We start from the raw sequence: 13,099 nt of genomic DNA, 5'->3' as shown, positions 1-13,099 counted from the left end.
AGGTTGCTGCGGAGAGGGACATTTCTTTAAAAAACAGGCTATAATTTCTTCTACAGTTTGTATTATTCTCTAATTTCCTTCAGCTGGAAGTCCTTTCTTCGCAGGACAAAGCTGTTACTCAGGTATTTCTCGCGGACAATCTTGTTTTCGGCTAGTTCTTCCGGCGTACCCTGGAACAGAATCTTTCCTTCAAACAGCAGGTAGGCTCGGTCGGTAATACTCAGTGTTTCCTGTACGTTGTGGTCGGTAATCAGGATACCGATGTTCTTGTCTTTCAGTTTCCAGACGATGTGCTGGATATCTTCCACCGCAATCGGGTCGACACCGGCAAAAGGTTCGTCGAGCATGATGAATTTCGGGTCAATGGCCAGACAGCGGGCGATTTCCGTACGACGGCGTTCTCCTCCGGAGAGCTGGTCGCCCAAGTTCTTGCGGACTTTCTGTAATCGGAATTCAGCAATCAGGCTTTCCAGTTTCTCTTTCTGGTATTCGGGCGATTTGTTGGTCAGCTCCAGCACCGAAGCGATATTGTCTTCCACGCTCATCTTGCGGAATACGGAAGCTTCTTGGGCGAGATAACCGATACCGTTTTGGGCGCGTTTATATACAGGGTAAGAAGTGATGTCTTTGTCGTTCAGGTAAATATGTCCTTCGTTGGGCACAATCAGTCCGGTCGTCATGTAGAAAGACGTGGTTTTTCCGGCTCCGTTCGGCCCGAGCAATCCCACGATTTCGCCTTGTTTCACATTGATGGAAACATGGCTTACCACCGTTCGCTTTCCGTATTTCTTTACCAGATTCTCGGTGCGGAGCACCATTCTCCCATCGGAAGGCAATTCAAACTTTTCGGCTGTATTTTCTTGATTTTCTTGCGCTGCCATTGTCTTTTTGTTAGCTGTTCAGTCGTGCAAAAGTAGTAAAAATCTTGGCTTCTGTGGTTCTTAATTCGAAAATCCTCCTGTCTTTTATCATAATATAGCTAAAAAGCAGTACTTTTGTGCCAAATATGATTGTAACAATATGATAAAGCCTGTCACGAATCTGGGAAAGTACCTCATGTTGATGGGGCGTGTGTTTTCCCGACCGGAGCGTATCCGGATGTATTTAAAGCAATATCGGAATGAAATGGTACAGCTGGGCATCAATTCCATCGGCATTGTGTTGCTGATTTCTTTTTTTATTGGTGCCGTGATTTGTATCCAGATCAAATTGAATATTGAAAGCCCTTGGATGCCGCGTTTCGTGGTGGGGTATACCACGCGTGAGATTTTGCTGTTGGAGTTTTCTTCCTCTATCATGTGTTTGATTCTGGCCGGTAAGGTAGGGTCGAATATAGCCTCGGAGATTGGTACGATGCGGGTGACGCAGCAGATTGATGCGCTTGAAATTATGGGAGTGAATTCCGCTTCCTATCTGATTCTTCCCAAGATTTTGGGGCTGATGACCATGATTCCATTCCTGGTGATTTTCAGTATTTTTGCGGGTATCATCGGTGCGTTTTGTACGGCCTGGTTTGCCGGGGTCATGAACGCCACCGACTTGGAATACGGACTGCAGTATTGCTTTGTGGAGTGGTATATCTGGTGCAGCTTCATTAAATCTTTGTTCTTTGCCTTTATCATTGCCAGCGTGTCGGCCTATTTTGGCTATACGGTGGAAGGCGGCTCCATTGCAGTGGGAAAGGCCAGTACGGATTCGGTGGTATCAAGCAGCGTCTTGATTTTGTTTTCAGATTTAATACTTACACAATTATTGATGGGATGATACAGTTAAAATCTATATGCAAGTCGTTTGAAGGGCGTATGGTCCTTGAAAATATCGATTTTTCGTTTGATAGCGGGAAAACGAACTTGATTATCGGACAGAGTGGTTCCGGTAAGACGGTGCTGATGAAATGTATCGTAGGATTGCTTACCCCGGAGTGTGGAGAAATCTTGTACGACGGGCGCAACCTGCTGGAGATGGGGAAAAAAGAAAAGAAAGCCCTGCGCCGGGAAATGGGAATGATTTTCCAGAGTGCTGCTTTGTTTGACTCGTTGTCGGTGTTGGAAAACGTGATGTTTCCGCTGGATATGTTTTCCAATGACACTTATCGTGACCGGGTAAAACGTGCCCAGTTCTGTTTGGACCGTGTGAATTTGCTGGACGCCCAGTCGAAATATCCGGGAGAAATCAGTGGAGGTATGCAGAAACGTGTGGCCATTGCTCGTGCCATTGCTTTGCAACCGAGGTATTTGTTTTGCGACGAACCGAACTCCGGTCTGGATCCGAAGACTTCATTGGTGATTGATGAATTGATTCACAGCATCACGACGGAATACAAAATCACGACCATCATTAATACGCATGATATGAACTCAGTGATGGGAATCGGCGATAGCATTCTTTATATTTATCAAGGGCACAAAGAATGGGAAGGTACCAAGGATGAAGTGTTCAATGCCACAAATGAGCGATTGAATAACTTTATATTTGCTTCGGATTTGTTGCAGAAAGTGAAAAAAGAAGAAAATAACAAGGCGCAGAAACTCTGATCAGGAGGCGTCGGAAAAATAATTGGAGAAAATACGGTAGAAGGTGTGTGCTTTCTGCCGTTTTTCTTAACGGAGGCTTCGGAACAGCGTGAAGGCTGAAAGGGCTTTTTACAGACAAGTTGTTACGAGAGGAAGGGAGTTCCTGATTCGTAAAGAGAGATGTTTTTGGATTTTGTCAAGAATGGGGATTTCTGGCCCGTAAAGATTTTTTAGCTTGTCAGTTTGGTTATTGAAAGATTAAACATTATTTTTGCAACCACTTTTGATTTGTACGAGAAATAATTAATAATTAAATAAATAAGTCGGAAATGAATATTTCATTGCAAAATGTAGACAATGTAAGTGCTGTGCTTACTGTCCAGATTGAAAAAGCTGATTATCAGGAAAAAGTTGAAAAAGCACTGAAAACGCTTCGTCAGAGAGTAAATATGCCGGGATTCCGTAAGGGAATGGTTCCTATGGGATTGATCAAGAAACAGTATGGTACTTCTGTATTGCTGGAAGAAGTAGACAAACTGTTGCAGGAAAAGGTAGGCGAATATATCCGTGACAACAAAGTAAATATGTTGGGTACTCCGCTGCCGAAAGAAAACAATGTAAACTTCGAAAAAGACGAAAACTTCGAATTCTCTTTCGACATCGCTTTGGCTCCTGAGTTCAACGTAGAATTGTCTAACAATGATACAATCGACTACTATGACATCAACGTAACAGATGAAATGGTAGACCAGCAGGTGAAGATGTACACTCAGCGTACAGCTAAATATGATAAGGTAGAAGACTACCAGGACAACGACCTGTTGAAGGGTCTGTTGGCTGAACTGGATGAAAATGGCAATACAAAAGAAAACGGTCTGCAGGTAGAAGGTGCGGTGATGATGCCTACTTACATGAAGAACGACGAACAGAAAGCTATTTTCAACGGTGCAAAAGTAAACACCGTATTGGTGTTCAATCCGTCGGTTGCTTTTGACAACAACGAAGCTGAACTGGCTTCTTTGCTGAAGATCAAGAAAGAAGAAGTAGCTAACTACAAAGGCAACTTCAGCTTCCAGATTGAAGAAATCACTCGTATGATTCCGGGCGACCTGAACCAGGAATTGTTCGATCAGGTTCTGGGTGAAGGAAAAGCTCACAATGAAGAAGAATTCCGCGCTCAGATCAAGGACGTGATTGCAAAACAGTTTGAATCAGACAGCGATTACAAGTTCTTGCTGGATGTACGTACTTATTTGGCTAACAAGGTGGGCAAATTGCAGTTCGCTGATGAACTGATGAAGCGCATCATGTTGGAAAACAACAAGGACAAAGGTGAAGAATTCGTTTCTGAAAACTACGAAAAGAGCTTGGACGAATTGACTTGGCACCTGATTAAGGAAAAATTGGTAGCAGCTAACAACATCAAGGTTGAACAGGCTGATATCACTGAAATGGCAAAAGACGCAACTCGTGCTCAGTTCGCTCAGTACGGTATGATCAACGTTCCTGATGAATTGCTGGAAAACTATTCTAAGGAAATGTTGAAGAAACGTGAAAGCGTAGAAGCTCTGGTAAACCGTGTTATTGAATCAAAACTGGCTGAAATTCTGAAAGGTCAGGTAACATTGAATCATAAGGCTGTTTCTGCAGAAGAATTCAACAAAATGTTTCAATAAAATAATTTTGGCACTCGAATCTGATTGCTAAAATATTCTAAAAAAGGAGGCTTTTAACGGGACTTCTTCTGTAAGACAGAAGTGTTTTGTACTTTTGTTTCTTTGGAGGAAGGAGGTTAGAAGCCTCTTTTGTTATCATTTAATATTAGAATTATGATGGATGATTTTAGAAAATATGCTACCAAGCATCTCGGAATGAACAGCATGGTGCTTGATGATGTCATTAAGTCGCAGGCTGGATATTTGAATCCGTACATTCTGGAAGAACGTCAGCTCAACGTGACGCAGCTGGACGTGTTTTCCCGCCTGATGATGGACCGTATCATTTTCTTGGGTACCCAGATTGATGACTATACTGCCAATACGTTGCAGGCACAGCTGCTGTATTTGGACTCTGTAGACTCAGGGAAAGATATTTCCATTTACATCAACTCGCCGGGCGGATCGGTCTATGCCGGTCTAGGTATTTATGATACTATGCAGTTTATCAGCAGTGACGTGGCGACTATCTGTACCGGTATGGCAGCTTCTATGGCAGCTGTATTGCTGGTGGCAGGAAAAGAAGGAAAGCGTTCGGCTTTGACCCACTCACGGGTGATGATTCACCAGCCGATGGGAGGAGCTCAGGGACAGGCTTCGGATATCGAGATTACGGCCCGTGAGATTCAGAAGTTGAAGAAAGAGTTGTACACCATTATCGCGGACCACTCTCACACAGACTTCGACAAGGTGTGGGCAGATTCTGACCGTGATTACTGGATGACAGCTTCAGAGGCAAAGGAATATGGTATGATTGATGAAGTGCTTTCACGCAAACCTTCATTATAATAACGGAGATTTAATTCAAAACTAGATAGACTTTGGAAGATAAGAAAACTTCAAGAAATACCAAAAGACGATGCAGCTTTTGTGGTCGCACAGAAGACGAAGTGGGCTTTCTGATTACAGGGGTCAACGGATGTATTTGCGACAGTTGTGCGGAACAGGCGCACGAAATTGTAAAAGAAGCAATGCATCAGCAGGGAAAGGGGACGACGGATCTGAATCTGTCGGAATTGCCTAAGCCAAAGGACATCAAGGCGTTTTTGGATGAATATGTCATCGGACAAGATGATGCCAAACGCTATTTGTCTGTGGCGGTATATAATCATTACAAGCGTCTGCTCCAGCCGAAAGACAACAATGAGGTGGAGATTGAAAAATCGAACATCATCATGGTGGGAAGTACGGGTACTGGAAAAACTTTGCTGGCAAGAACCATCGCTAAATTGTTGCATGTACCGTTTACCATTGTGGATGCCACGGTGCTGACAGAAGCGGGATATGTGGGAGAGGATATTGAAAGTATCCTGACTCGTCTGCTTCAGGTGGCCGACTATAATGTGGAAGAAGCGGAAAGAGGCATTGTGTTTATCGACGAAATCGATAAGATTGCCCGCAAGGGAGACAATCCTTCCATTACGCGTGATGTAAGTGGCGAAGGCGTACAGCAGGGCTTGCTGAAACTGCTGGAAGGTTCGGTGGTCAATGTACCCCCTCAGGGAGGACGCAAACATCCGGATCAGAAAATGATTCCGGTCAATACTAAGAATATCTTGTTTATCTGTGGAGGGGCCTTTGACGGTATCGAACGGAAAATCGCCCAGCGCTTGAACACCAATGTGGTAGGTTATAGTGCAACGAAGGAAGCGGTGAAGATTGACCGTGCCAACTTGATGCAATACATTGCTCCTCAGGATTTGAAATCGTTCGGACTGATTCCGGAAATTATTGGCCGTCTGCCGGTACTGACCTATTTGAACCCGTTGGACCGTACTGCCTTGCGCAATATTCTTACAGAACCTAAGAACTCCATAATTAAGCAATATGTCAAACTGTTTGAAATGGATGGCGTAAAACTGGAGTTCGAACCGGAAGTGTTTGAATACATTGTTGATAAGGCTATTGAGTATAAATTGGGAGCTCGTGGCTTGCGTTCTATCGTGGAAACCATCATGAACGATATCATGTTTGAGATTCCATCGCAGCATGTAGACCGCTTTGTCGTGACATTAGATTACGCCAAACAACAGATGGGGAAGGCAAATGTTTCTCGTTTGCAAATGGCGTAAATAGAGAGTTTTTAGTGAGAAAATGAAAACTTCCGATGAAATATTCGCCGAAATATTTGTGTAATATGAAAAGTTGTTTATAACTTTGTTACACACGGAGACAATATTTTTACAATCAATAAACATCTAAATCCAAAGGACAATGGCGGAAAATATCAGTTTATCAGCAGCACTTAAAAAGTATTTTGGATTCGATACTTTTAAGGGGAACCAAGAGGCGATTATTCGGAACTTATTATCTGGAAAGGATACATTTGTTTTAATGCCTACGGGAGGGGGAAAATCATTATGTTATCAACTTCCTTCTTTGCTGATGGACGGAACTGCTATTGTGATCTCACCGTTGATTGCCTTGATGAAAAATCAAGTGGATGCCATGCGTAATTTTAGTGAAGAAGATGGAGTTGCTCATTTCATTAATTCTTCACTGACCAAATCGGCTACCGATCAGGTGAAATCGGATATTTTGGCCGGAAAGACGAAATTGCTTTATGTGGCGCCCGAATCTTTGACCAAAGAGGAGAATGTGGATTTTCTGAGACACGTGAAGATTTCGTTCTATGCGGTAGATGAAGCACATTGTATCTCGGAATGGGGACATGATTTCCGCCCGGAGTATCGTCGGATTCGTCCGATTATCAATGAAATCGGAAAAGCGCCTGTCATTGCACTGACGGCTACTGCTACTCCGAAAGTCAAAATGGATATCCAGAAAAATCTGGGCATGACGGATGCGGTAGAGTTCAAGTCTTCCTTCAACCGTCCGAACTTGTACTATGAGGTACGTGCCAAGACGGCAAATGTAGATAAGGACATTATCAAGTTTATCAAGCAGAACGAAGGAAAGTCGGGCATTATTTATTGCTTGAGCCGCAAGAAGGTGGAAGAGCTGACGGAAATTCTGCTGGCCAACGGAATAAAGGCCCGTGCTTATCATGCAGGAATGGATTCTGCCACGCGAAATGCCAACCAGGATGCGTTTCTGAAAGAAGATATCGATGTGATTGTAGCTACAATTGCTTTCGGTATGGGAATTGACAAGCCGGATGTACGTTTTGTGATTCATTACGATGTGCCGAAGAGCTTGGAAGGATATTACCAGGAAACCGGACGTGCCGGACGTGATGGAGGCGAAGGTCAGTGCATCACTTTCTATTCAAGCAAGGACTTGCAGAAGCTGGAGAAGTTCATGCAGGGAAAGCCGATTTCGGAGCAGGAAATAGGACGCCAGTTGTTACAGGAAACAGCCGCCTATGCAGAATCTTCAGTGTGCAGAAGAAAAATATTGTTGCATTATTTTGGTGAAGAATATACGGAAGATAATTGTGGTAATTGTGATAACTGTTTAAATCCAAAGAAACAAGTGGAGGCTCAGGATTCATTGTGTGCAGTGATTGAAGCAATCATTGCTGTAAAAGAAAACTTTAAGCAAGATTATATAATTGATATTTTGTTAGGTAAGGAAACTTCTGAAGTGCTGGCTCATAAGCATGAAGATTTGGAAGTGTTCGGCTCAGGAATGGGGGAAGATGAACGATTGTGGAACGCAGTTATTCGTCAAGCGCTTATAGCCGGTTACTTGACAAAGGATGTGGAAAACTATGGCTTATTGAAAGTGACGCCCGAAGGGCATAAGTTCTTGAAAAAGCCGAAGTCATTCAAAATTGTAGAAGATGCGGATTTTGATGATGAAGAAGTGGATGAAACTCCGATGCGGAGTGGTGCTTCGTGCGCAGTCGATCCAGTATTGTATTCCATGCTGAAAGATTTGCGGAAGAAGACGTCGAAGAAGCTGGACGTTCCTCCCTACGTAATATTCCAGGATCCTTCTCTTGAAGCAATGGCCACGATTTATCCGGTAACCTTGGAAGAGTTGCAGAATATTCCGGGGGTAGGTGCCGGCAAGGCGAAACGTTACGGCCAGGAATTCTGTGAACTGATCAAGAAACATTGCGACGAGAACGAAATCGACCGTCCGGAGGATTTGAGAGTACGTACGGTAGCCAACAAATCAAAGTTGAAGGTTTCGATTATTCAGAGCATCGACCGTAAAGTGGCATTGGACGACATTGCGGTGGCAAAGGGAATTGAGTTCAGCGAACTGCTGGATGAGATTGAAGCCATTGTTTATTCAGGTACCAAGCTGAACATCGATTATTTCTTGGAAGAAATCATGGATGAAGACCATATGCAGGATATTTATGATTATTTCAAGGAGTCTACTACGGACAAGATTGATGATGCCATGGATGAATTGGGTGATGATTATACAGAAGATGAAATCCGATTGGTACGTATCAAGTTTATTTCTGAGATGGCCAATTGATAAAGGAGATAAAGTATTTCTTTAAGATATTCTACAGCGGGTTGGTGTGTGTACACACTGACCCGCTGCTTTTTTTTGAGTGATAAACTGGCTTTTTAAAAAGATGTTAACTGTAGGTTTAAATCTGAATAAAATTCGTATATTTGCACGCAATAAAATCTAAAGCATAAAGCCCTATGTCATTTATTGCAGATAAAGTTGTAATGGACGGATTGACTTACGATGATGTATTGTTGATTCCGGCCTATTCTGAAGTATTACCTAAAACAGTCGAACTCACGACTAAGTTTTCACGCAACATTGAGTTGAAAATTCCGTTTGTAACTGCAGCCATGGATACGGTTACCGAAGCACAGATGGCCATTGCGATTGCTCGTGAAGGCGGTATCGGTGTAATCCATAAGAACATGTCTATTCAGGAACAAGCTCGTCAGGTAGCTATTGTAAAGCGTGCTGAGAATGGTATGATTTATGATCCTGTCACCATTAAGAGAGGTTCTGTGGTAAAGGATGCACTTGATTTGATGGCTGAATACAAGATTGGTGGTATCCCTGTAGTGGATGATGAGAATTACCTGGTAGGTATTGTTACCAACCGTGATTTGCGTTTTGAAAAAGATATGAACAAACGCATTGATGAGGTGATGACGAAAGAAAATATCGTAACCACTGAACCGGGTACGGATATGGAAACTGCTTCCAGAATTCTGCAGGAAAACAAGATTGAAAAACTGCCGGTAGTAGATAAAGCTGGAAAACTGGTAGGTCTGATTACGTATAAAGATATTACAAAAGCAAAAGACAAACCAATGGCTTGCAAGGACTCTAAAGGTCGTTTGCGTGTGGCTGCCGGTGTAGGGGTTACAAATGATACTTTCGACCGTATGGAAGCGTTGGTGAACGCTGGAGCAGATGCCATTGTGATTGATACGGCTCACGGACATTCCATGTATGTGATTGAGAAATTGAAAGAAGCGAAGAAACGCTTCCCCAATATTGATATTGTGGTAGGTAATGTCGCTACGGGTGAAGCAGCCAAAACGCTGGTAGAAGCAGGTGCGGATGCCGTGAAAGTAGGTATCGGTCCGGGTTCTATCTGTACCACTCGTGTGGTAGCCGGTGTGGGTGTTCCTCAGCTGACCGCAGTATACGATGTGGCAAAAGCACTGGAAGGAACAGGTGTTCCTTTGATTGCAGATGGTGGTTTGCGTTATTCTGGTGATGTGGTAAAAGCATTGGCCGCTGGTGGTTACAGTGTGATGATCGGTTCTTTGGTAGCCGGTACGGAAGAATCTCCGGGTGACACTATTATCTTCAACGGACGTAAGTTTAAATCTTATCGTGGTATGGGCTCATTGGAAGCCATGGAAAATGGTTCAAAAGACCGTTACTTCCAGAGCGGTACAACTGATGTGAAGAAGCTGGTTCCGGAAGGTATTTCTGCTCGTGTACCTTATAAAGGTTCTTTGTATGAGGTGATTTATCAGCTGGTAGGTGGTTTGCGTGCCGGTATGGGTTACTGCGGTGCACACAATATCATGGAATTGCATAATGCGAAGTTTACGCGTATTACCAATGCTGGAGTATTGGAAAGCCATCCGCACGATGTCTCTATTACGAGTGAAGCGCCGAACTACAGCCGTCCTCAGTAAATAAAGATTCTTTGAATTTATTCGCATATAATCATTCTGAACGTCAGTCAGGTCGTAATGACTTGCCTGACGGCTGGAATGATTTTTTTGTTTGATGAAGTATAAATAAAGGTTAGTCATGCGTAGAATCCTGTTGTGGTGTGTGTATCTGCTGATGGGGGCTTGTCTGTCTGCTCACGCAGAAGAGCGGGAAGTTGTGTTCCGGATTGATGGAAAAGCCACCTCTGTGAAAGAATTTGAACATTATTATGCGCGGATACATGCCGTAAATGGTATCTCAGCCGAACGTTTTTTGCCTCATTTTTTGTATTATAAGCTGAAAGTGGCCGATGCCAGAAAGAAAGGATGGGATACGTTGCCCGATTTTCGGTTGCAATGCAATGCGTTGCAAAGTGAGTTAGGGAAAGCTAAGGGAGAGAAAAACCTGCAGTCTGCTTCCATGAAGTGGGTAAAATTTCGTCAGATATCGATTTTGTTACCCCAGCATGTGTCGGCTGCGCAGGAGCGTCAGGCCCGGAAAAGCATGGATTCTGTGTATACCGCATTAAAGGGGGGAGCGGACTTTGAAACAGTCGCACGGAATTATCCCTTGGTGGAGGCTTCGCCTTATTTGGATGGAGAATGGATTCCGGAAGTATGTCTGGTAAAAGAATTTTCGGAACGGTTGGATACCTTGAAGAAGAATGCCTATTCAGCTCCGTTTTTTTCTCCATTGGGTATTCACGTGGTTCGTTTATTGGATTGCAAGCAAGACGTATACCCCAACTCGGATGATACGATGGCGGAAGTAGTCGGTGAATCGGATGGAGAGGAGTCGGAATGGAAACAGACCTTGACCGATGGCTTGTTGGCGGCTTACTGGGACAAACGTCATATCGGAGGATCTTCAGGGAGTGTCACCGATCAGGACTTGCAGAATTATTTTGAGGCGCATAAAAAAGATTATGCATGGGAACTTCCCCACTTCAAAGGGGGAGTGGTGCATTGCCTGAATAAGAAGGCCGCTTCTAAGTTGAAAAAGAAGTTGAAAAAATTACCATTGGGGGAATGGACGAAAGAAGTTGCTGTAGCTTTCCAAGAAAATCCAGGTTTGGAGGCAGAGGTGGTAACCGGGTTGTTTCAGATAGGAAGTAATCCTTATGTGGATAAGCTGGCTTTTAAATGCGGACACTTTACGCCTCGGACTGACTTACCTTATACATTTATCTTGGGAAAACGTCTGAAGAAAAGGCCTGAAGAATTCCAGGATGTGCGGGCAGAAGTGCAACGTGATTATCGTTTGTCGATTGAAAAATCACAAATGGAAGAGTTAAAGCAAAATTTCCAAATAGAAATAAACCAAGACATTTTAAAAACCGTTAATTGTAGCGGAAAAAAGTAATTAATGCCGTATCTTCGTCCTTTGTAATGTAACGGACCAAACAAATCAAATAGACAGAAAATGAATAAATTGATCATGACTGGTGTCTTGGCTTTCTTATTTGCCTTGACAGGAATAGTCCCCACTATGGCACAAGATAATGTAATTGATGAGGTGGTGTGGGTTGTCGGCGATGAAGCCATTCTGAAATCGGATGTAGAAAATGAACGCTTGAATGCACAGTATGAAGGCCGCCGTTTTGACGGTGACCCTTATTGCGTGATACCGGAAGAACTGGCAGTGCAGAAACTGTTCCTTCACCAGGCGGAAATTGATAGTATTGAGGTGAGTGACCAGGAAGTATTGCAGAAGGTAGAAACCCAAATTGCCTGGTTGACAGAACAGATTGGTTCGAAAGAAAAAATGGAAGAATACTATAATAAGACTTCCACACAAATCCGAGAGATGTTACGTGAGAATATCCGTGACGGGCTGACCGTACAGGAAATGCAGAAGAAAATTGTGGGAGATATCAAACTGACTCCGGCAGAAGTGCGAAACTATTTCAGTCGTCTACCGCAGGATAGTATTCCGTTTGTACCTACACAGGTGGAAGTACAGATTATTACACGTGAACCTAAGATTAAGGAAGAAGAAATTGAACGTGTAAAGAAAGAACTGCGTGATTTTACGGATCGTATCAATAAGGGAGAGACGACTTTCTCGACCTTGGCCCGTATGTATTCCGAAGACCCGGGTTCTGCCCGTCGTGGAGGTGAATATGGTTTTACGGGACGTGGAGAGTTGACCCCGGAATTTGCCAATGTCGTGTTTAACCTGACAGACCCCAAGAAAATCTCAAAGGTTTTCCAGACTGAATATGGTTATCACATTGCCCAACTGATTGAAAAGCGTGGTGACCGTGTGAGTTACCGTCATATCCTGATTAAACCACGTGTAGACGAAAAGGATATTGAGGCGGAACTGAACAAGTTGGACACGCTGGCCAATGATATCCGCAAGGGAAAAGTGACTTTCGATGAGGCAGCTACTTGGGTATCTCAGGATAAAGATACCCGTAACAACCACGGTTTGCTGGCTAATCCTCAGACTTCTACTTCTCGTTTTGAAATGCAACAGCTGGCCGGATTGGTTTCACAGGAAGTGGCCAAGACCGTAGAAGGCATGCAGATTGGAGAGGTTTCCCAGCCGTTTACTATGATTAATGCCAAAGGTAAGGAAGTGTGTGCCATTGTAAAATTGAAAAACCGTATTGATGGACACAAAGCCACTATCTCTGAAGACTATCAGCGTTTGAAGGATATTGTAACGGCTAACCGTAGTGAAGAGAAACTGCAGAAATGGATTGTAGAGAAACAGAAAAATACGTATGTACGAATCAATCCGTCTTGGCGTAAGTGTGATTTCAAATATCCAGGATGGATTAAACAGTGATGAGAA

At 43.5% G+C, this 13,099-nt stretch carries 10 protein-coding genes; 9 read left to right on the top strand and 1 reads right to left on the bottom strand.

The window, feature by feature from the left end; genetic code table 11:
* Nucleotides 1-62: 62 nt before the first annotated feature.
* The gene (gene lptB / locus RDP42_RS02930; RefSeq protein ID WP_204473716.1) at nt 63-881 is read right to left on the bottom strand and encodes an LPS export ABC transporter ATP-binding protein; all 819 of its coding nucleotides are present in this window, start codon (nt 879-881) and stop codon (nt 63-65) included.
* Between the two features lie 139 nt (nt 882-1,020).
* Between lptB and RDP42_RS02925 the strand changes: the two genes are divergently transcribed.
* The 9 genes from RDP42_RS02925 (at nt 1,021) to RDP42_RS02885 (ending at nt 13,093) form a co-directional block, all read left to right on the top strand.
* Nucleotides 1,021-1,764 (top strand): ABC transporter permease, encoded by a 744-nt coding sequence (locus RDP42_RS02925; RefSeq protein ID WP_303913277.1) that lies wholly within the window; start codon nt 1,021-1,023, stop codon nt 1,762-1,764.
* On the top strand, nt 1,761-2,534 hold the full coding sequence (locus RDP42_RS02920; RefSeq protein ID WP_204473719.1) for an ABC transporter ATP-binding protein: 774 nt from the start codon (nt 1,761-1,763) through the stop codon (nt 2,532-2,534). Before RDP42_RS02925 ends, RDP42_RS02920 begins: the two co-directional genes overlap by 4 nt.
* Nucleotides 2,535-2,842: 308 nt before the next feature.
* A complete protein-coding gene (tig, locus tag RDP42_RS02915) occupies nt 2,843-4,189 on the top strand; it encodes a trigger factor (RefSeq protein WP_303913283.1) in 1,347 nt (448 codons plus the stop codon).
* A 156-nt stretch (nt 4,190-4,345) separates the two neighbouring features.
* On the top strand, nt 4,346-5,017 hold the full coding sequence (clpP, locus tag RDP42_RS02910; RefSeq protein ID WP_022053439.1) for an ATP-dependent Clp endopeptidase proteolytic subunit ClpP: 672 nt from the start codon (nt 4,346-4,348) through the stop codon (nt 5,015-5,017).
* Nucleotides 5,018-5,049: 32 nt separating this feature from the next.
* Nucleotides 5,050-6,300 (top strand): ATP-dependent Clp protease ATP-binding subunit ClpX, encoded by a 1,251-nt coding sequence (gene clpX, locus RDP42_RS02905; RefSeq protein ID WP_308762456.1) that lies wholly within the window; start codon nt 5,050-5,052, stop codon nt 6,298-6,300.
* A 142-nt stretch (nt 6,301-6,442) separates the two neighbouring features.
* Entirely contained in the window at nt 6,443-8,626 is a 2,184-nt protein-coding gene (gene recQ, locus RDP42_RS02900) for a DNA helicase RecQ (RefSeq protein WP_308762455.1), read from the top strand.
* A 176-nt stretch (nt 8,627-8,802) separates the two neighbouring features.
* Nucleotides 8,803-10,278 (top strand): IMP dehydrogenase, encoded by a 1,476-nt coding sequence (gene guaB / locus RDP42_RS02895; RefSeq protein WP_204473724.1) that lies wholly within the window; start codon nt 8,803-8,805, stop codon nt 10,276-10,278.
* Nucleotides 10,279-10,396: 118 nt separating this feature from the next.
* Nucleotides 10,397-11,659, top strand: a complete 1,263-nt coding sequence (locus tag RDP42_RS02890; protein WP_308762454.1) for a peptidylprolyl isomerase — start codon at nt 10,397-10,399, stop codon at nt 11,657-11,659.
* 75 nt (nt 11,660-11,734) lie between these two features.
* Nucleotides 11,735-13,093, top strand: a complete 1,359-nt coding sequence (locus RDP42_RS02885; RefSeq protein ID WP_308762470.1) for a peptidylprolyl isomerase — start codon at nt 11,735-11,737, stop codon at nt 13,091-13,093.
* Nucleotides 13,094-13,099: the final 6 nt, after the last annotated feature.

It is taken from the genome of uncultured Bacteroides sp. (assembly GCF_902472605.1).
Lineage (GTDB): Bacteria > Bacteroidota > Bacteroidia > Bacteroidales > Bacteroidaceae > Phocaeicola.
The sequence above is the reverse complement of the archived record's forward strand: the minus strand, read 5'-3'. Positions and strand labels throughout refer to the sequence as shown.

What these genes read in the sequence shown, in the direction of transcription:
- lptB (WP_204473716.1), bottom strand. Translation starts at nt 881, where the DNA reads ATGGCAGCGCAAGAAAATCAAGAAAATACAGCCGAAAAGTTTGAATTG.
- RDP42_RS02925 (WP_303913277.1), top strand. Translation starts at nt 1,021, where the DNA reads ATGATAAAGCCTGTCACGAATCTGGGAAAGTACCTCATGTTGATGGGG.
- RDP42_RS02920 (WP_204473719.1), top strand. Translation starts at nt 1,761, where the DNA reads ATGATACAGTTAAAATCTATATGCAAGTCGTTTGAAGGGCGTATGGTC.
- tig (WP_303913283.1), top strand. Translation starts at nt 2,843, where the DNA reads ATGAATATTTCATTGCAAAATGTAGACAATGTAAGTGCTGTGCTTACT.
- clpP (WP_022053439.1), top strand. Translation starts at nt 4,346, where the DNA reads ATGGATGATTTTAGAAAATATGCTACCAAGCATCTCGGAATGAACAGC.
- recQ (WP_308762455.1), top strand. Translation starts at nt 6,443, where the DNA reads ATGGCGGAAAATATCAGTTTATCAGCAGCACTTAAAAAGTATTTTGGA.
- guaB (WP_204473724.1), top strand. Translation starts at nt 8,803, where the DNA reads ATGTCATTTATTGCAGATAAAGTTGTAATGGACGGATTGACTTACGAT.
- RDP42_RS02890 (WP_308762454.1), top strand. Translation starts at nt 10,397, where the DNA reads ATGCGTAGAATCCTGTTGTGGTGTGTGTATCTGCTGATGGGGGCTTGT.
- RDP42_RS02885 (WP_308762470.1), top strand. Translation starts at nt 11,735, where the DNA reads ATGACTGGTGTCTTGGCTTTCTTATTTGCCTTGACAGGAATAGTCCCC.